General features: G+C 65.6%; 17 protein-coding genes. 12 read left to right on the forward strand and 5 right to left on the reverse strand.

Annotation, left to right across the window (positions count from 1 at the left end; translation table 11 throughout):
• Window positions 1–46 precede the first annotated feature (46 nt).
• The 9 genes from dnaN (at window position 47) to B5D37_RS07080 (ending at window position 9695) form a co-directional block, all read left to right on the forward strand.
• Window positions 47–1147, forward strand: coding sequence for a DNA polymerase III subunit beta (gene dnaN, locus B5D37_RS07040; RefSeq protein WP_078758020.1), 1101 nt, complete (start codon window positions 47–49; stop codon window positions 1145–1147).
• A gap of 84 nt (window positions 1148–1231) precedes the next feature.
• A complete protein-coding gene (recF, locus tag B5D37_RS07045) occupies window positions 1232–2329 on the forward strand; it encodes a DNA replication/repair protein RecF (RefSeq protein WP_078758021.1) in 1098 nt (365 codons plus the stop codon).
• Window positions 2330–2440: 111 nt separating this feature from the next.
• The gene (gene gyrB / locus B5D37_RS07050; RefSeq protein WP_078758022.1) at window positions 2441–4915 is read left to right on the forward strand and encodes a DNA topoisomerase (ATP-hydrolyzing) subunit B; all 2475 of its coding nucleotides are present in this window, start codon (window positions 2441–2443) and stop codon (window positions 4913–4915) included.
• Between the two features lie 117 nt (window positions 4916–5032).
• Entirely contained in the window at window positions 5033–5836 is an 804-nt protein-coding gene (locus B5D37_RS07055; RefSeq protein WP_078758023.1) for a M48 family metallopeptidase, read from the forward strand.
• Window positions 5837–5947: 111 nt separating this feature from the next.
• Window positions 5948–7138, forward strand: coding sequence for a tetratricopeptide repeat protein (locus tag B5D37_RS07060; protein ID WP_078758024.1), 1191 nt, complete (start codon window positions 5948–5950; stop codon window positions 7136–7138).
• 148 nt (window positions 7139–7286) lie between these two features.
• Window positions 7287–7955, forward strand: a complete 669-nt coding sequence (locus B5D37_RS07065) for an energy transducer TonB (RefSeq protein WP_078758025.1) — start codon at window positions 7287–7289, stop codon at window positions 7953–7955.
• Between the two features lie 104 nt (window positions 7956–8059).
• Window positions 8060–8809: a MotA/TolQ/ExbB proton channel family protein gene (locus tag B5D37_RS07070; protein ID WP_078758026.1), complete on the forward strand. Its 750-nt coding sequence runs from the start codon at window positions 8060–8062 to the stop codon at window positions 8807–8809.
• A 34-nt stretch (window positions 8810–8843) separates the two neighbouring features.
• Entirely contained in the window at window positions 8844–9269 is a 426-nt protein-coding gene (locus B5D37_RS07075; RefSeq protein WP_078758027.1) for an ExbD/TolR family protein, read from the forward strand.
• A gap of 15 nt (window positions 9270–9284) precedes the next feature.
• Window positions 9285–9695, forward strand: coding sequence for an ExbD/TolR family protein (locus tag B5D37_RS07080; RefSeq protein WP_078758028.1), 411 nt, complete (start codon window positions 9285–9287; stop codon window positions 9693–9695).
• Between the two features lie 50 nt (window positions 9696–9745).
• On the opposite strand, the gene B5D37_RS07085 is transcribed toward B5D37_RS07080, so the two are convergent.
• From B5D37_RS07085 to cls, 3 genes are all read right to left on the reverse strand, one after another.
• Window positions 9746–10519: a pyridoxine 5'-phosphate synthase gene (locus tag B5D37_RS07085; protein ID WP_078758029.1), complete on the reverse strand. Its 774-nt coding sequence runs from the start codon at window positions 10517–10519 to the stop codon at window positions 9746–9748.
• Window positions 10520–10558: 39 nt separating this feature from the next.
• Window positions 10559–10807 (reverse strand): hypothetical protein, encoded by a 249-nt coding sequence (locus B5D37_RS07090; protein WP_078758030.1) that lies wholly within the window; start codon window positions 10805–10807, stop codon window positions 10559–10561.
• A gap of 98 nt (window positions 10808–10905) precedes the next feature.
• Entirely contained in the window at window positions 10906–12342 is a 1437-nt protein-coding gene (gene cls, locus B5D37_RS07095; protein ID WP_078758031.1) for a cardiolipin synthase, read from the reverse strand.
• A 70-nt stretch (window positions 12343–12412) separates the two neighbouring features.
• Here cls and B5D37_RS07100 point away from each other — a divergent pair, with 70 nt between their 5' ends.
• Window positions 12413–13501, forward strand: coding sequence for a PA0069 family radical SAM protein (locus B5D37_RS07100; protein ID WP_078758032.1), 1089 nt, complete (start codon window positions 12413–12415; stop codon window positions 13499–13501).
• 15 nt (window positions 13502–13516) lie between these two features.
• Here B5D37_RS07100 and B5D37_RS07105 read toward each other — a convergent pair whose 3' ends face one another.
• Window positions 13517–15343, reverse strand: a complete 1827-nt coding sequence (locus tag B5D37_RS07105; RefSeq protein ID WP_234987744.1) for an SLC13 family permease — start codon at window positions 15341–15343, stop codon at window positions 13517–13519.
• 117 nt (window positions 15344–15460) lie between these two features.
• Here B5D37_RS07105 and B5D37_RS07110 point away from each other — a divergent pair, with 117 nt between their 5' ends.
• Entirely contained in the window at window positions 15461–16579 is a 1119-nt protein-coding gene (locus B5D37_RS07110; protein ID WP_078758033.1) for a sensor histidine kinase, read from the forward strand.
• A 9-nt stretch (window positions 16580–16588) separates the two neighbouring features.
• The gene (locus B5D37_RS07115) at window positions 16589–17023 is read left to right on the forward strand and encodes a response regulator (protein WP_078758034.1); all 435 of its coding nucleotides are present in this window, start codon (window positions 16589–16591) and stop codon (window positions 17021–17023) included.
• A gap of 17 nt (window positions 17024–17040) precedes the next feature.
• Here B5D37_RS07115 and B5D37_RS07120 read toward each other — a convergent pair whose 3' ends face one another.
• Window positions 17041–17769 (reverse strand): 2OG-Fe(II) oxygenase, encoded by a 729-nt coding sequence (locus tag B5D37_RS07120; protein ID WP_078758035.1) that lies wholly within the window; start codon window positions 17767–17769, stop codon window positions 17041–17043.
• Window positions 17770–17978 lie beyond the last annotated feature (209 nt).

Raw genomic sequence — 17978 nt, forward strand, 5'->3', positions numbered from 1 at the left:
TTTGATTTATTCCACTCTTTTGTATTGGGCATAGGGGAAGGACCGAATGCGTTTCAGCCTGCAACGAGAAGTGTTCCTCAAGCCGTTGGCCCAGGTCGTCAACGTGGTCGAACGGCGCCAGACCCTCCCGGTGCTGGCCAATCTGCTGGCCCAGGTCAAGGACGGCCAGCTGTCGCTGACCGGAACCGACCTCGAGGTCGAGATGGTCTCCCGGGTGCTGGTCGAGGATGCCGAGGACGGTGAGACCACGATCCCGGCGCGGAAGCTGTTCGACATCATCCGCGCCTTGCCCGATGGCAGCCGGATCAGCGTCAGCCAATCCGGCGAGAAGATCACGGTGTCGGCCGGACGCTCGCGGTTCACCCTCGCCAGTCTGCCCGCGAACGATTTCCCCTCGGTGGATGAGGTGGAAGCGACGGAGCGGGTCCGGGTATCGGAAGCCACACTGAAGGAGCTGATCGAACGTACCGCGTTCGCCATGGCCCAGCAGGATGTCCGGTATTACCTCAACGGGCTGTTGTTCGACCTGCGCGAAGACACCCTGCGCTGCGTCGCGACCGACGGCCACCGCTTGGCCCTGTGCGAAGCGGCTTACGAGGGAAGCACCCAGACCAAGCGGCAGATCATCGTTCCGCGCAAGGGTGTGACCGAGCTGCAGCGTCTGCTGGAAGGCGGCGATCGGGAGCTGGAGCTGGAAATGGGACGCGGCCACATCAGGGTCAAGCGCGACGACGTCACCTTTACCAGCAAGCTCATTGACGGCCGCTTCCCGGATTACGAAGCCGTTATCCCGATTGGGGCCGACAAGGAGGTAAGGATCGATCGCGAGGTGCTGCGGGCGTCCCTGCAGCGTGCCGCCATCCTGTCCAACGAGAAGTACCGCGGTGTCCGCATCGAGGTCTCACCTGGCCAGCTTAAGATCAGTGCCCACAACCCGGAGCAGGAAGAGGCGCAGGAGGAGGTTGAAGCCGACACCAGGGTCGACGACCTTGCGGTGGGCTTCAACGTCAACTACCTGCTGGATGCGCTGACCGCCCTGCGGGAAGAGCAGGTGGTCCTGGCGCTGAGGGATGCCAATTCTTCCGCGCTCGTGCGTGAAGCCACCAACGACAAATGCCGCCACGTGGTCATGCCGCTGCGGCTGTAACGTTCCACGTGGAACACGCCCCCAGATCGCGCCCGGCCTGTTCCGGGCGTGATCGTTTCTGGATTTCGAACCTGAGACACGCGGATGTACCTGACCAGGCTTGATATCCGGAACTTTCGCGGCTTTGAGCAAACGCGATTGGCTCCAGAGCCCGGCTTCAATCTGATCACGGGCGGCAATGGCGCGGGAAAGACAACGCTCCTGGAGGCCATGCACCTGATGTCCTACGGGCGCAGTTTTCGTGGGCGGGTGCGCGATGGACTGGTCCGCGGTGGGACCGATCAACTTGAAGTCTTCGTGGAGTGGCGGGTCGGGGACCCCGCCACGGATCGGGAGGTGTCCCATCGAGCGGGGCTGCGTCACAGCGGGAGCCGCTGGGAAGGCCGGCTTGACGGCCAGGATGTTTCCAATCTGGGTGAGCTGTGCGCCGCTCTATCGGTGGTGTCGTTCGAGCCTGGCAGCCACGCCCTGGTCACTGGGCCGGCTGAAGTCCGCCGCCGGTTCGTGGACTGGGGTTTGTTCCACGTGGAACCAGGGTTTCTTCCGCTGTGGCGCCGCTACGCGCGGGCCCTCAAACAGCGAAACGCGCTCCTGAAGGCGAGGGCCCCAATGAGGCACTTCGAGCCATGGGATGCTGAGCTGGTCCTGGCGGGCGAAGCCCTCGACAGCTACAGGGCGTCCTATATCCATGAGATCGCCGCCCTTTTTTCCGAGCTGGTTTCCGTATGTGCTCCTTCGCTGGGGCGGACCTGCCTGGAACATGTCCCTGGGTGGCGGCGCGAGGAGGTGTCCCTGGCCGATGCACTCCTGCTATCCCGGGACCGCGACCTGCTGACAGGTCACACCTCCGTGGGCCCCCATCGTGCCGACTGGCGCATCTGCCTTGCCTCCCTGCCGGGGCGCGAGGCGCTATCCCGCGGCCAGGCCAAACTGATTGCGCTCGCTGCGTTGCTCAGCCAGGCGGAGCATCAGGCCGCGAAGCGCGGAAGCTGGCCCGTTTTTCTTCTGGATGATCTTGGCTCGGAACTCGACCGAGCCCACCGGGAGCGGGTGCTGGGCCGTGTGCTGGCCTATGGCGCCCAGATATTTGTCACCGGGACCGAAGCAGACGTTCCCGGCCTCACCGGCATCGAGCACCCCGTGTTCCACGTGGAACATGGCAGCGTTCAACGGCTTCAATGAGTGCGTCCCCCGGAGCTCCGGGGAGGCCGCCTGTTATACTTCCACTACATATAAATGTGTCTCGACCTCGCCGCATCGTGCGGTGGTTGCGTCGCTGGAGTTGATTGTCGAATGAGTCATATCGAAGAGCACGATCCTTCCTCCGAACAGTCTGCGGCGTCCGATGGCGTGCCAAACCAGACGTACGACTCCAGCAAGATCACCGTACTTCGGGGACTCGAAGCGGTGCGCAAGCGTCCCGGCATGTACATCGGTGACGTGCATGACGGCACCGGCCTGCATCACATGGTCTTCGAAGTTGTCGACAACGCGATCGACGAAGCCCTGGCGGGCCATGCGAACGACATCATCGTCACCCTGCACGACGATGGGTCGGTCGGCGTATCCGACAATGGTCGCGGGATTCCGGTGGACATCCACAAGGAAGAGGGGGTTTCGGCTGCCGAGGTGATCCTGACCGTGCTGCACGCCGGCGGCAAGTTCGACGACAACAGCTACAAGGTGTCCGGCGGCCTGCACGGCGTCGGCGTGTCGGTGGTGAACGCGTTGAGCGAGCATCTGTGGCTCGACATCTGGCGCGATGGTGCGCATTACCGGCAGGAATACGCGCTCGGGGTCCCGCTTTACCCCCTGGACAAGCTCGAGGCCACCGACAAGCGCGGAACCCTGCTGCGCTTCAAGCCTGCGGGCAGCATCTTCACCGACGTCGAGTTCCATTACGACATTCTGGCCAAGCGCCTGCGCGAGCTTTCATTCCTCAACTCCGGGGTGAAGATCACGCTCGTGGATGAGCGCGGGGAAGGCAAGCGTGATGTCTTCGAATATGAAGGTGGCATCCGCTCCTTCGTCGAGCACCTGGCCCAGCTCAAGACGCCGCTGCACCCCAATGTCATCGCCGTCTCCGGCGAGCAGAACGGGATCACCGTCGACGTGGCGATCCAGTGGACGGACGCCTATCAGGAAACGATGTTCTGCTTCACCAACAACATCCCCCAGAAGGACGGCGGTACCCACCTCATCGGTTTCCGCGCCGCGCTGACCCGCACCCTGTCGAACTACATCGAGCAGAACGGGATCGCCAAGCAGGCGAAGGTCAATCTGTCGGGCGACGACATGCGCGAGGGCATGATCGCCGTCCTGTCGGTGAAAGTACCCGATCCCAGTTTCTCGTCGCAGACCAAGGAAAAGCTGGTCAGTTCCGAGGTAAGGCCAGTAGTTGAGCACACGTTCGGTGCACGTTTGGAGGAGTTCCTCCAGGAGCACCCCGTGGAAGCACGCGCGATCGCCGAGAAGGTGGTGGACGCCGCGCGGGCCCGTGAAGCGGCGCGGAAGGCCCGCGACCTGACGCGTCGCAAGGGCGCGCTGGACATCGCCGGTCTTCCCGGAAAGCTGGCCGACTGCCAGGAGAAGGACCCGGCCCTGTCTGAACTGTTCATCGTCGAGGGTGATTCGGCCGGTGGTTCGGCAAAGCAGGGGCGCAACCGCAAGACCCAGGCCATCCTCCCGTTGAAGGGCAAGATCCTCAATGTCGAGCGCGCTCGGTTCGACCGCATGCTGGCCAGTGCGGAAGTGGGGACGCTGATCACCGCACTGGGCACCGGCATCGGCAAGGACGAGTACAACCCCGACAAGCTGCGCTACCACCGCATCATCCTGATGACGGACGCAGACGTCGACGGCAGCCACATCCGCACGCTGCTGCTGACGTTCTTCTACCGGCAGATGCCGGAACTGATCGAACGCGGCCACGTGTACATCGGCCTGCCGCCGCTCTACAAGATCAAGCAAGGCAAGACCGAGCTGTACCTCAAGGACGACATGGCGCTCAATGCCTACCTCGCCAGCAACGCGATCGAAGGCGCTGCACTGGTACCCGCCGAAGGCGAGCCGCCGATCACCGGCGGGGCGCTGGAAGGGCTGCTGCTGGCCTTCGCCGGGGCACGCGACACCATCGCCCGCAATGCCCATCGCTACGACCCCAAGGTCCTGGAAGCGCTGATCGACTTCACGCCCCTCGACACGGTTCACCTGGCCGAGAACATCGATGAGCGCCATGAGCTCGATGCACTGGAGAAGCGACTCAACCGCAGCGGCCTGGGCAAACCCCGTTACCGGTTGAGCCTGCAGGGCGCCACCGAAGGGCACCCCGCGGCGTTGGTGGTCAAACGGCAGCACATGGGTGAAGAGTTCCTGCAGATCCTGCCGTTGGGAGCCTTCGACGGCGGCGAGCTGCGCCCCCTCCGCGAAGCCGCGGCCCAGTTGCACGGGCTGATCCGCGACGGTGCCAGGATCATCAGGGGCAACAAGGAGCAGCCGATCGAAAGCTTCGCGGAAGCCCAGGAATGGTTGATGGACGAGGCCAAGAAGGGTCGCCAGATCCAGCGCTTCAAAGGCCTGGGCGAAATGAATCCCGAACAGCTGTGGGAGACCACGGTGAACCCGGAAACGCGTCGTCTGCTCCAGGTGCGGATCGAGGATGCCGTGGCAGCCGACCAGATCTTCAGCACCTTGATGGGCGACGTGGTCGAACCGCGTCGCGACTTCATCGAGGACAACGCACTGAAGGTGGCGAACCTCGACATCTGATCGACCTGGATCCGCCGCGACGCTCGGAAACCCTCCGAGGCGGGCCAATTGACGGCCTGTTCATCATCGCGGGACTACAAAAAGGCTCCGGTTCGAGATCCTCAAGGAGTCACCACGATGAAGCGCCTGCTCCTGGGCCTGGCGGTCGCGTCCGTCGTCGCCGCCTGTGCCACCACCACCTCCCCCACTGGCAGGACCCAGCAGGTCGGGGCCGTGTCCCAGCAGGACCTGGACCGGATGGGGGCACAGGCCTTCGCCAAGTACAAGGCGGAACTCCCGCAGAGCCGTGATTCCTCGCAGGTGGCGTACGTGAGGTGCGTGGTCAACGCCATCGCGCGTGAGCTGCCCGCGGGCTGGCAGGCGAACTGGGAAACGGCGGTCTTCGTCGATGAATCTCCCAATGCCTTCGCGCTCCCCGGGGGCCGGGTCGGGGTCAACACGGGAATCTTCACCGTGGCCAGGAACCAGGACCAGCTCGCCGGCGTGCTCGCCCACGAAATCGGCCACGTCGTTGCCCGTCACCATGACGAGCGGGTGACGCGGCAGATGGGCGCACAGGCCGGGCTGGGCATCATCGGTGCGCTGGTGGGCTCGCAATACGGCTCCAGCGCGGCGCAGACCACCCAGCAGCTGGGTGGCGCAGCGGTGCAGACGGCCTTCCTGCTACCCAACAACCGGACCCAGGAAAGCGAAGCGGACGTCGTTGGACAACAATTGATGGCCAAGGCCGGCTTCGATCCGCAGGGCGCGGTATCCCTGTGGCAGAACATGATCCAGGCCGGCGGGAACCGGGCCCCGGAGTTCCTGTCGACGCATCCGGACCCCCAGAATCGCATCGCCGAACTGCGTGCGCGTGCCGACGGATTGACGCCGACCTACCAGCAGGCGCGTGCCGCCGGGCGCACGCCCAACTGCCGCTAACCACGAAACAGCAATCTACACAAGGCGTTACGTAGTGAAGCGACTTTCTGCTAGGTTGCTCCCCTTCCATTCTTCACGTCGCCTCCAGCTCCAGCGGAGGATGAGGTTTCCATGAAAAATTCCGCGAATAGAACCCGCATGCTCTCCGTGGCTGTGGCGGCCGTCCTCATCACTGTAATGGGGACCACCGCCGCGCAGTCCGATCGCCGGTCCAGGGATCGGGCAAAGGAGCAAGTTGCCGACAAGGCTCCCGCCTTCCCCGAAGCCACCCGGGAAGAGCCGGATACCAAGACCAGTCGAGATTCCGCTCGCAAGCTGCAGAACATGGTGGACCTGTACAACGAACAGAAGCTTGACGAGGCGTTGGCGGTCTCCAGGGAAATCAGTGCATCGGACGAGTCGAGCAATTACGACAAGGCGGTTGCGGCACAGATGGCGGCACAGGTCGCCTATGCCAACGAAGACATGGAAGCCGCTGCAGAGAACTTTGCGAGGGTGGTCGAGTTGGATGCCTTGGACAACGAGAACCACTACACAATGATGCTGAATCTGGCACAGCTCCAGCAGCATCTTGGCCAGCTTGAAGAGTCCATTGCCACGTTCGACCGCTTCTTCGAGGAGACCGGGAGCAAGCCGGCGGAGGCGACCATGCTGAAGGGACAAGCCCTGCTGAAGCTTGGTCGCCACGAGGAGGCCATCGCGGCCATGCAAGAGGCTATCGCCGCCGCGGAACAGCCGGATCCTTCCTGGCAGGCACTTCTGATGCAGGCGCATGCTGAGACCGGCAATGCAGGCGAGGCAGTTCGAATGGCCGAGCAGGTTGCTGCAGCCAAACCGGACGACAAGCGTGCCCAGCTGAACCTGGCGGCTGTCTATCAGCAGGCGGACATGGCCGACAAGGCGACCGCTGTGCTGGAGCGCCTGCGTGAGTCCGGCAAGCTGGACCAAGCCTCTGAATACCAGCAGTTGTACGCGACTTACGCGAACATCGAGGGCCGCGAACAGGACACGATCGCCGTGATCGAGGAAGGACTGGCCAAGGGCGTTCTCAAACCCGACTTCAACACCCAGATCGCACTCGCACAGGCGAACTACTTTTCCGGAAACGTCGATGCCGGCATCGCTGCTTACCAGAAGGCTGCTCCCCTGGACAGCGACGGAAGCACGTACCTCAACCTTGCGAAGATTCTCCTCAACGAGGGGCGCACCGCCGAGGCGAAAACAGCAGCACAGAAAGCGAAGGCCAAGGGACTGACCGACCCGCAGGCGGCAGAGGCGATCCTCGGTCGAGCAGGCGGATGACTGTGTCACGAAACCGGCCGTTGCCACTTGGTACCGGCAGTGCGGTTTGGTATATCCTAGGAGGTTCCCGCCACCGATACACGGCAGGAACCATTAAGGCCCGCGGTGCTTCAGAGCGCCCGGCATCCCCTCCCGAGCTGACGGCGCAATGACGCAAGACCTGGAAATCCACGCGAGACACGAAGACCAGAGCGAAGGGCTGAACTGGGCGCGCATCGCCGGTATCACCATGGCGATGGCTGTCCACGCTGCAGCATTGTTGATGCTGCTGGCTCCCATGGCCCCTCCGCCCCAGGCCGAGGCCGAGGAGGAGGTGACGCTGGTGAACATCATCAAGCCGCCGCCGCCGCCGCCGCCGCCGCCGCCGCCGCCGCCGGAACCGCCGAAGCCGATCACGCCGCCGCGCGAACTGTCGCCACCGAAGCCGACGCCGACGCCCCCACCGCCCGAGCAACCGCCGATCGTGGTGGACGACCCGAGCCCTGTGGACGTCCCGGCCCCGCCGCCGGCGCCGCCGTCGCCACCGGCGCCTCAGGACACCATCGGTTCGGTCAACCCTTCGTCGAGGGCGATGAACCCGCCCCAGTATCCGCCATCTGCGGTCAGGTCGGGCATCGAAGGCACCGTGATCCTCGTGATCAGCATCGATGCGCAAGGCAACGTGCTTGATATTGAGGTCGAGAAATCCAGCCGGAACCGTGACCTCGACCGTGCCGCGGTCGACGCCGCCCGCAAGTGGAGCTTCAGCCCGGAAATCCGGAACGGACAAGCCGTTGCGAGCCGCGTCCGGGTACCGGTCGATTTCAGTCTGAACTGATGCCGGCGAAGATCCTTTACGGATTCACACCCCCGGGTCGAAGTTGAGTCACAGTTGCTTCATTCGTTAGTCCCTTTCTTCCACGACATCCAAAGGTAAGCGTCATGCTTCAGGAAACCACCACCGCCGCTGCTGGAGGCAACAACGCCGAAGCTTTCCAGCAGATGAGCTTCTCCCACATGATCACCCAGTTCGACACCGTCGCCTGGATCGTGTTCCTCACGCTGGTTCTCTTCTCGGTCCTGTCGGTGTACTGGATCGTGGTCAACATGATCAAGAACGCGCGCCTGCGCTCCACCTCCGATCGGGTGATGAGCACGTTCTGGGAAACTCCCAATGGCCAGGACGCCATCCGCTACATGGAAGAGCAGAAGCGCAGCGAGCCGTTCTCGAAGATCGCGCTCGATGCCGCCCAGGCAGCCGCCCACCACCAGCGCCATGAAGGTTCGCGCCTGGTCGAGTCGCTGAACCGCTCGGAGTTCGTGGACCGCGCCCTGCGCCAGGCCGTGACCCGCGAGTCGATGCGTCTCGAGAACGGCCTGACGCTGCTGGCAACCGTCGGCGCCACCGCGCCGTTCGTTGGACTGCTCGGTACCGTTTGGGGCATCTACCACGCCCTGATCCGCATCGGTGCCACCGGCAACGCGTCGATCGACGCCGTGGCGGGTCCGGTCGGCGAGGCGCTGATCATGACCGCGTTCGGTCTGTTCGTCGCCATCCCGGCGGTGCTGGCGTTCAACTTCTTCACCCGCACCAACCGGGTGACGAACAACAAGATGGACACCTTCGCCCACGACCTGCACGACTTCTTCGCCACCGGCTCGCGCGTCGGCGAAGTCGGCAAGCCGCAGTAAGCGTCCATCCAACAGGTTCAGTCGGAGTTCGGAAATGGCCTTCAGTTCAGGCAACAACAGCGGCGGACCCATGGCGGACATCAACGTCACGCCGCTGGTCGACGTGATGCTGGTGCTCCTGATCATCTTCATGATCACGGCGCCCTTGATGTCGCACAAAATCCAGGTCGACCTGCCCGAAGCCAATCTGGACCGGAAGGAAGACCTGGCTCCGGAGGTCCCGCCGATCACCCTGGCGATCGAAGCCGACGGCTCGTTGTACTGGAACGACGAGCCCATTGATGCGGGACTGCTCGAGAGCCGGCTCTCGGTGGAGGCGCAGAAGACACCGCAGCCACAGATCAACGTGCGCGGTGACAAGACGACCAAGTATCGCTTCGTTCGCGAGGTGATGGACGTCGCCCAGGCCCAGGGCATGCGCAAGGTCGGATTCGTGGCGATCAAGGATCGCTCCAACTAAACCGGAGAACACAGCATGGCTTTCAGTTCAAACTCCGGCGGCGGCGCGATGAGCGACATCAACGTGACACCGTTGGTGGACGTGCTCCTAGTGCTCCTGATCATCTTCATGGTCACCGCGCCGATCGCGTCGTATCCGATCGAGGTCAACCTTCCGCAGCGCTCTACTGTTCCACCACCGCTGACCGAGCCGCCGCCGCCAGTGCGCCTGCGGATCGATGCGGCCGGACAGATCTACTGGAACGACTCGCTGTACCCGCTGTCCACGATTTCCAACATGATGCTGATGGAGGTCCAGAAGGATCCGACCAACCAGCCGCAGCTGGAGATCGACACCAACGAGGACGCGGATTACGGCACGCTTGCCAAGGTACTCGCCGCGGCAAAGAACGCGGACATGAAAAAGATCGGTTTCGTACAGGACTGATCGACGACGCTTACCGTCTTTGGAAACGCCGCCTCCGGGCGGCGTTTTTTTTATCCCGCTGCTTCGAGGATGTCGATGTAGCGCCGGACGGTCCGGTCCAACCCTTCGTAAAGCGCTTCGCCAATCAATGCGTGACCGATCGATACCTCCTCGATAGGGGCGACAGTGGCGAGAAAGGCGCCGAGGTTGTCTTGGCTGAGGTCGTGGCCGGCGTTCAGTTGCAGCCCCGCCCGCGTAGCGAGTCCGGCATAGCGGGCGAAGCGTTCCAGCATCGGTGCCGCGCCGCCTCGCGAGTAGGTATCGGCGAACGGACCGGTATAGAGCTCAAGCCGGTCAGCGCCAATGGCGGCAGCTCTCCCCACCTGTTCTTCCTGCATCCCGCTGGCTCCATCGGCGTCGGCGAACAGGCTGACGCGGCAGCCCAGGGACTTCAGGTGGGCGACGATCGGAACCAGGCTGGCCCCGTCACGAACGAAATCGAAGCCGTGGTCGGAGGTGATCTGCCCGTCACTGTCGGGCACCAGCGTCGCCTGCGCCGGCCGGACTTCTTCACAGAGCGCGAGGAATCCCGGATAGCCTTCGCGCGGAGGCGCAAAAGGATTGCCTTCGAGGTTGAACTCGACGCGGCGCGACCGCGTGAGTTCCGCCAGCGCCCGCACGTCATCGGCACGTACGTGGCGGGCATCGGGACGGGGATGTACGGTGATCCCGTGCGCACCTGCATCCAGGCAGGCAGTGGCCGCGCGCACGATGTCGGGCTCACTGCCTCCGCGGGAGTTGCGCAGCACCGCGATCTTGTTGACGTTGACGCTCAGGACGGTCATGCGCGCAGTCTACCCAGACGCGCAGCATCAGTCCCGCGGTTACGGCTGGCGCGGATCCACGGCCTTGCGCGCTTCCGCCTGCTCCCGCATCCGTCGCAGTACTTCCGGGTCGACCATCATTGATTCGTCGCGGCTGCGGCTGCCGACCCGCCGTGCCAGGAGCTGCATCAGCCCGGTGAGCCCGAGCACCAGCGAAACCAGCAGGCAGAACACCAGCAGTCCGACGGAGGTGGTTCGGAAAGCGATGACCAGGGCGGCAAGGGAAGCCAGGAACAGCAACCACGGCATGACGGGCTCCGGAACGGGCAATGGCGGGCGAAACGAGTCTACCGGGGCGTCGCGCCTCCCGACCATCCGCCGGGGCCGCCGCAAGCGCCGTCGATCGGTCAGAGCAGCGGCGACACGACCCGGGCGAGCGCTTCGGGCAGGCGCGATCGCCAGAGCGGCCGGTCACGATCGTTGCGCACGAGCTGGCAGCTCCCGCACTCCGCCTCGATCAGTTCAGCCAACGAGGCGACCAGGTCGCGGTCCCGGAACAGTACGGAAATCTCGAAGTTCAGGCGGAAGCTGCGGTGGTCGAAGTTGGCACTTCCGAGGATGGCGAGGTCGTCGTCGCACAGAAGCGCCTTGCTGTGCAGCATCCGCGGCCCGTACTCGTAGATCCGCACGCCGGCCGCGAGCAGCGCGTCGAAATACGAACGGGCGGCATAGGTGACCAGCCGGCTGTCGCTGAGCTTGGGCACCAGCAGCCGGACGTCCAGTCCGCCGAGTGCCGCCGAGGTCAGCGCCATCATCGCCGCTTCCCCCGGGACGAAGTACGGCGTCATCAGCCACACACGACGCTGGGCGGCATGGATCGCACCCACGTGCAGGCGGTGGATCGGCTCCCATGAGGTATCCGGGCCGGACACAAGCACCTGCGCCGACACCGGGCCCGGACCGCCTCCACCGCGCGGCAACTTCGGCGGCGGCTGGCCGGTGGCGTAGACCCAGTCTTCGATGAAGACCAACTGCAGTGTGTCCACCACCTCGCCCTCGAGCCGCAGATGCAGGTCGCGGTAGGCATCCGCACGCAGCCGCTCGTCCTGCTCGTCGGTGATGTTGATGCCCCCGGTAAAGGCCACCTTCCCGTCGATCACCACGATCTTTCGGTGGGTCCGCAGGTTGAGCCATGGCCGCTTCCAGAACCAGCGCAGGCGCATCGGGTGGAACCAGGCCACCTCGCCGCCGGCCTCCAGCAGCGGGCGAAGGAAGCGCCGCGACACCTTGCCCGAGCCGACCGCATCCAGCAGCAGCCGGACCGTCACCCCGGCGCGCGCGCGCTCCACCAGCCGGTCCAGCAGCGCCTGCCCGGTCCGGTCGGGAAGGAAAATGTAGTACTCGAGGTGGATGTGCGCGGTCGCGGCGTCCACCGCGGCCAGCAGTTGCTCGTACTTTGCCGCACCGTCTACCAGCAGCGTCACTGACGTCGCGGTGTTGGGTGGCAGGCCGGTCGACGCCTGCCCGAGCCGCGCCAGCTCGATCGTCTCTGCATCGGGCTCCATGCCCGGCGGTGGGGGCGGCAGTGCGGCCCGGGCCCGCACCCGGCGCAACCGCTGGCGCTGGATCTTCTGCGGGCCCAGGAAGTAGTAGATCAGGAAGCCGAGGTAAGGCAGCGCCGCCAGACTGATCAGCCAGCTGATCGTGGCCGCCGGATGTCGCTTCTGCAGCACGATCATCATGCCCAGGCCGAGCAGGTAGGCGATCCAGCCGGCTGCCAGCAGGAACTTGATGTGATCGATCGAGAGCAGGTCGCGCCACAGGTCGATCAGGCCGTCGGGCATCCGGTTTTCAACCCTGAATGATTAAGGGACATCGCTTGCTGTGCGACGCGGCCCGCCTAGGCTACGGCGCATGGAAGACGCCCGCAAAGCCCAAGTGCCCATCAAGGGCCGCGGCGCCGCCTCGAAAGTGGCGGGACGGTTCGGGAACACACGTGCTGTGGGGACCGACGATGGTTGGGGCTCCGTGTACGAAGACCTGGCCGAGACCCCCCGCCTGCAGACCGTGGTGACCGAGGAGCGCGCGCGCAGCGTCATCACCCGCAATGACTCTCCGGACATCGGCTTCAGCCAGTCGGTCAATCCCTACCGGGGATGCGAGCACGGCTGCGTCTATTGTTTCGCCCGGCCGTCCCATGCGTACCTGGATCTGTCGCCCGGCCTGGACTTCGAAAGCCGGTTGTTCGCCAAGACCAATGCCGCCGAGCGACTGCGGGTGGAGCTTGCCAGGCCCGGTTATCGTCCGTCCCCGATCGCGCTGGGGATCAACACGGATGCCTACCAGCCCATCGAACGCCGCTACGAAGTGACCCGGGAAGTGCTGCAGGTACTGGCGGACTGCCGGCACCCGGTGAGCTTCGTCACCAAGAGCGCCATGATCGAGCGCGACCTGGAACTGCTGGCGGGCATGGCGGCGAAGGGGCTGGTTACCGTCTACTTCTCCATCACCACGCTCGACAACCGGCTGGCGTCCCGGATGGAACCCCGGGCCTCGGCGCCCCATGCGAAGCTGCGCGCGATGCGGTCGCTGGCCGATGCCGGGGTGCCCGTGGGGGTGATGGTCGCGCCGGTGGTCCCGATGATCACCGACAACGAGATGGAGGCGATCCTCGAAGCCTCACGCGAACACGGTGCGCGCGCCGCGGGCTACGTGCTCTTGCGGTTGCCGCACGAGCTCAAGCAGGTGTGGCGCGAGTGGCTGGAACTGCACTATCCGGACCGTGCCGCGCATGTCATGAGCCTGCTCAGGCAGATGCGCGGCGGCAAGGACTACGACAGCAACTTCGGCAGCCGGATGCGGGGAGAAGGGCCATTCGCGGACCTGATCGGCCAGCGTTTCCGCAAGGCCCACCGGCGCCTGGGGTTCGGGCGGCTGCCGGCGCTGGATTGCAGCCGCTTCGCGCCGCCACGGGTGCCCTCGCCGCAGGGCGAACTGTTCTGATCCGGCGCAGCGTACCTAGCCCATCCCCGGCAACATCGGTCCGTCGAGCCAGATCCAGCGCGTCATCCATGCGGAGACGAGCGCGATCATCATGGTCAGGGGCACGCCGATACGCATGAAATCGCCGAAACGATAGCCACCGGGGCCCAGGATCAACAGGTTGCCGTGGTGTCCGATCGGCGTGAGGAAGGCCACCACCGCGCCAAGCGCGGTACACACCACCAGTGGTGTGGGGCTGATCCCCATCGATTGACCCAGATGCACCGCGATCGGGCCCAGCAGCACCACCGTGGCCGAATCGGACAACACCTGGGTCAGCAGCGCCGCCAGCCCGAACAGCACCAGCAGTATCGCCAGTACCGGCCAGCCCGCCACCATCTTCTCCAGGCCGCCGGCCAGCATGCCCGCGGTACCCGTCTGTTCCATCGCGATGCCCAGCGGGATCACGCCGGCGATCATCACGAACACGCGTACGTCGATCTCCCGGTAGGCCTGCCCGATGTCCACGCAGCGTGTGGCGACCACCGCCACCGCGCCCAGCAGGAAAGCCAGCGGCACCGGCAGCCAGCCGGTCACGGCCGCAAGGATGGTGGCGCCCAGGATGGACAGGGCGAGTGGCGCCCGGACCCGTCGCTTGGCCTCGCCCGCGAACGGCACCAGCATCAGGAAGCCGTGGTGGGTGGCGAGTTCGGCGAACCGCGAAGGCTTGCCCCACAGGACCAGCAGGTCGCCCTCGCGCAGGCGCGCATCGGCCAGGCGACGCGCGACGTGGCCCTCGCGGCGCCACAGGCCGGCGATGACCGCCTTGAAGTGGTGCGAGAAATCCAGCTCGCGGATGCTGCGCCCGATGAACTCCGAGCCCGGCGCCACCACCGCCTGCACGAGCTGGGCCTCGCCTTCCCCGTCTTCGTCATCGTCCTTTCCGCCGAACCTCGCGATGGCGTACAGCTCCAGCCCGGGATCGTCGTGCAGCGACGCCAGCGCATCCGCGGAGGCTTCCACCAGCAGCACGTCGCCGCTGATCAGCGGGCTCTGCGGCCCCAAGTCACGCCGAAGGCGGTCGTCACGCATCCAGCCGACCAGGCGGAAGCGGTCGCCGAGCGCCTTCTCCAGTTCCGCAAGCGGGCGGGTACTCCAGCGCGATCCTTCCACCACGAGCAGCTCGGTGCGGTAGCGATCCAGCCGCAGGTAACCGTCATCACCGCTGCCGGCGCCGCGCTTGGGCAGCAGCCAGCGCGCCAGCAGCATGTAGACCACGCCGATGATCACCAGTGCGATACCGATCGGCGTGATCGAGAAGATGCCAAGCCCCTCGGCGCCTGTCCGCTCCAGCAGGTTGTCGGCGAGCAGGAATGCGGGCGCGCTGACCAGCGTCAGGCAGGTGCCGAGCGATGCCGCCAGCGACATCGGCATCAACAGCCGGGAAGCCGACAACCCGTGTTCGCGGGCGAACCGGGTCAGGATCGGCATCATCATCGCGGTCACCATCACGTGGTGGGTGAAGGACGCCATCGCCGCCACCGCGGGCATGGTCACCGCGATCGAGCGGGCCTCGCTCCTGCCCGAGGCGCGCCCGATCCACTGGCCGACATGTTCGGTGATGCCGGTCGCACCGAGGGCTCCGGAGATCACGAACACCGCGGCGACGATAATCGCGGGCTCGCTGGCAAAACCCGACAGCGCCTCCTGTTCGTCCAGGATCCCGGTCAGCACCAGTGCGAGCAGGATCAGCATCGCGCTGACATCCACCCGCACCCGCTCGCTGATGAACAGGTACAGCCCGCCGGCCAGGATCAGCAGGAAGACCAGTTGCTGCAGGGTGATCGGGAGCATCTCCATCATGGGCGGTATTGTGAGCTACAACGCCAGCTGTACGCGTGGGCGCGGCCCCCGCCCAATGCACCGGCCCGTCACGGAGCGGGCCGATACACTTGCGGCTGGATCTCCACCGGCAGGACCATGCACGCTGCGGCACCAACGGGTGACGACTGTTTCCGCCTCGCGATGGCCGCTTCGGGCATCGGGATGGCGATCGTGGAACTCGATGGGCGCTGGCGGGAGGTGAACCCGGCGGCGGAGCGGCTGCTGGGCCGTGACGCTTCCGAGCTGGCCGGGCGGCAGGTCTTCGAAGTCATCCACCGTGACGACGTGGAAGCGGCGCGCGAGGCGCTGGAAGGCCTGGTGCAGGGGCGTAGCGAAGTCATCGATGCGCCCCGCCGTTACCTGCATCGCGACGGCGAAGTCGTGTGGGTGCATACCAATGCCGCCGCATTGCGCGACGCCTCCGGGCAGCCCCAGCTGCTGGTGGTGCAACTGCGTGACATCAGCCGTGAGCGCCAGGCGCAGGCGGTACTGCAGGCGGACGCCACCGATCGCGCGGCCGCCCTGGACGTCTCCAACCAGCACCTGCAGATGTTCGCCGACTCGGTGGCCCACGACCTGCGTGCGCCGCTGCGTTCGATCGAGAGCTTTTCGGCGATGCTCGACCAGCGCATCGGCGAGAGCCTCGATCCCACCAGCCGCGACCACCTGGACCGCATCCGCGCCGCCGCAACGCGCATGAGCGGTCTGCTGTCGGCGCTGGGGGAGCTTTCACATGCCACCCGGGCCGAGCTGAAGCCCGGCCCGGTGGACCTGACCCTGCTGGCCGAGTGGGCCGTGGCCGAGCTGCGGGAGGCCGAGCCGGAGCGTGACGCGGAAGTGCGGATCGCGCCGGGCCTGGCCGCCCATGGCGACGAGCGCCTGCTCAAGCTGGCGATCGCGCAGCTGCTTTCCAACGCGTGGAAATTCTCGCGGCAACGCGACCGGGTGTTCATCGAGGTGGTCGGCGGCCCTGGAGCCGACGGGGTCCGGCTGACGGTCCGGGACGCCGGCTGTGGTTTCGACATGCGTTATGCTCACAAGCTGTTCCAGCCGTTCCAGCGCCTGCACGGCGCCGACGAGGGTGCCGGCCACGGGCTGGGGCTGGCAATCGCACAACGGGTGGTGGAGCGCCACGGCGGACGGATGAGCGCGGCCTCCGAGCCGGGCTTGGGAAGCACGTTCCACATGGATCTCCCTCCGCCGCCCGACTACTAGGTACTGCTGATGCACAAGGACATCCTGCTGGTCGAGGACAACCCCGACGACGTCGAGCTCACCCGCATCGCCTTCCAGGAGGCGAAGATCGCCAACCGTCTGGTGGTGGTGGGCGACGGCGCCGAAGCGCTGGACTACCTGTTCGGTCGTGGCAAGCACGAAGGCCGTGACGTCTCCGACCTGCCGTCCATCGTCCTGCTGGACCTGAACCTGCCCAAGGTGGACGGGCGCGAAGTCCTGCAGGCCATCCGCGCCGACGAGGCGACCCGCACGCTGCCGGTGGTGGTGCTGACCACCAGCACCGAGCCGTTCGATGTCGAGGCCAGCTATGCGCTCGGCGTCAACAGCTATATCCAGAAGCCGGTGGACTTCGAACAGTTCGTCTGGGCGGTCAAGCAGGTGGGGCTGTACTGGCTGGTGCTGAACCACCCGCGCACCGCGTAGGCGGTTGCCGAACGGGCTCAGGCGGTCGCGAACAGTTTTTCCGCACGCTGGAACAGGATCCAGCTGGTGGCGATGACCTTGTCCCCATCGACCGGGCGATTGCCGCGATGGGTGTGGGTGAAGGCCGCCGGGGCGATCAGCAGCGAGCCGGCGCGCGGCGTGATCTTCCGTTGCTGGTACAGGAACTCGGTCTCGCCGGCCTGGAAGCCGTCGTTGAGGTAGATCGTCCACAGCAGGTGCCGGTGCAGTGTTTCCGCGGAAGGGTCGCGCGGGTACAGCTCGCAGTGCCAGTACGGGTATCCGCCGCGGCCGCCGGCGTAGCGCTGCAGGTTGATGCCTCCCGGACGCAGGACGGTCTGCACCACCGGCGCCAGCGCCGCATCGTCCATCGACTGCAGGCGCTCGGGCGTCAACCGGTGCCGCTGTCCTTCCGCGCCCGGCACTTCCAGCATGAGCGGGCCGATCAATGCGTGCGGGTAACGCCGCAGGTACCGCAACAGCCCACCGAATACGGCCTGGTTGAGGATTCCCTCGGCTTCCCGCCATTCCGGCCGCCCACTGATGGTCAGGTCCAGGCTGTCCTTGAGGTCGGTATGGACGCCGCCGCCGACCTGGCCGGGGCGGGCATGGGTACTGGCGTCGAACAGCCCGACCAGCTGGCGGCAGCTGGCGGCATCCAGCGCCCCGGCTTCGACGTGGATGAAATCACCCGGATCCGCGGGCGGCGCCTGCGTTGTCTTCTCCATGATCCTTTCCCGGTCGCAACCAGCGACATGGTCGCACGGCCGGCGTCCGCGCCGGACCATACGCCACCGTTGTACAGCTCTGTCCCCCGGTGGTGCCCCGGGTGTTACATCGGAGCCGGGGCCAATGGACACGCGGCTTTCACGGCCGGCCCGGGCCCGGCCAGTCAGCGAGGTGATACAGCCGTGAAACACATACCTGTGGCGCCCCG

Source organism: Lysobacter spongiicola DSM 21749 (assembly GCF_900167055.1).
Lineage (GTDB): Bacteria > Pseudomonadota > Gammaproteobacteria > Xanthomonadales > Xanthomonadaceae > Novilysobacter > Novilysobacter spongiicola.

Excerpts from the sequence above, each read along its gene's own strand:
- cls (WP_078758031.1), bottom strand. The coding sequence starts at position 12,342 with ATGCCCGACGGCCTGATCGACCTGTGGCGCGACCTGCTCTCGATCGAT.
- B5D37_RS07085 (WP_078758029.1), bottom strand. The coding sequence starts at position 10,519 with ATGACCGTCCTGAGCGTCAACGTCAACAAGATCGCGGTGCTGCGCAAC.
- B5D37_RS07100 (WP_078758032.1), top strand. The coding sequence starts at position 12,413 with ATGGAAGACGCCCGCAAAGCCCAAGTGCCCATCAAGGGCCGCGGCGCC.
- dnaN (WP_078758020.1), top strand. The coding sequence starts at position 47 with ATGCGTTTCAGCCTGCAACGAGAAGTGTTCCTCAAGCCGTTGGCCCAG.
- B5D37_RS07055 (WP_078758023.1), top strand. The coding sequence starts at position 5,033 with ATGAAGCGCCTGCTCCTGGGCCTGGCGGTCGCGTCCGTCGTCGCCGCC.
- recF (WP_078758021.1), top strand. The coding sequence starts at position 1,232 with ATGTACCTGACCAGGCTTGATATCCGGAACTTTCGCGGCTTTGAGCAA.
- gyrB (WP_078758022.1), top strand. The coding sequence starts at position 2,441 with ATGAGTCATATCGAAGAGCACGATCCTTCCTCCGAACAGTCTGCGGCG.
- B5D37_RS07110 (WP_078758033.1), top strand. The coding sequence starts at position 15,461 with ATGCACGCTGCGGCACCAACGGGTGACGACTGTTTCCGCCTCGCGATG.
- B5D37_RS07070 (WP_078758026.1), top strand. The coding sequence starts at position 8,060 with ATGCTTCAGGAAACCACCACCGCCGCTGCTGGAGGCAACAACGCCGAA.
- B5D37_RS07105 (WP_234987744.1), bottom strand. The coding sequence starts at position 15,343 with ATGATGGAGATGCTCCCGATCACCCTGCAGCAACTGGTCTTCCTGCTG.
- B5D37_RS07065 (WP_078758025.1), top strand. The coding sequence starts at position 7,287 with ATGACGCAAGACCTGGAAATCCACGCGAGACACGAAGACCAGAGCGAA.
- B5D37_RS07080 (WP_078758028.1), top strand. The coding sequence starts at position 9,285 with ATGGCTTTCAGTTCAAACTCCGGCGGCGGCGCGATGAGCGACATCAAC.
- B5D37_RS07090 (WP_078758030.1), bottom strand. The coding sequence starts at position 10,807 with ATGCCGTGGTTGCTGTTCCTGGCTTCCCTTGCCGCCCTGGTCATCGCT.
- B5D37_RS07120 (WP_078758035.1), bottom strand. The coding sequence starts at position 17,769 with ATGGAGAAGACAACGCAGGCGCCGCCCGCGGATCCGGGTGATTTCATC.
- B5D37_RS07060 (WP_078758024.1), top strand. The coding sequence starts at position 5,948 with ATGAAAAATTCCGCGAATAGAACCCGCATGCTCTCCGTGGCTGTGGCG.
- B5D37_RS07075 (WP_078758027.1), top strand. The coding sequence starts at position 8,844 with ATGGCCTTCAGTTCAGGCAACAACAGCGGCGGACCCATGGCGGACATC.
- B5D37_RS07115 (WP_078758034.1), top strand. The coding sequence starts at position 16,589 with ATGCACAAGGACATCCTGCTGGTCGAGGACAACCCCGACGACGTCGAG.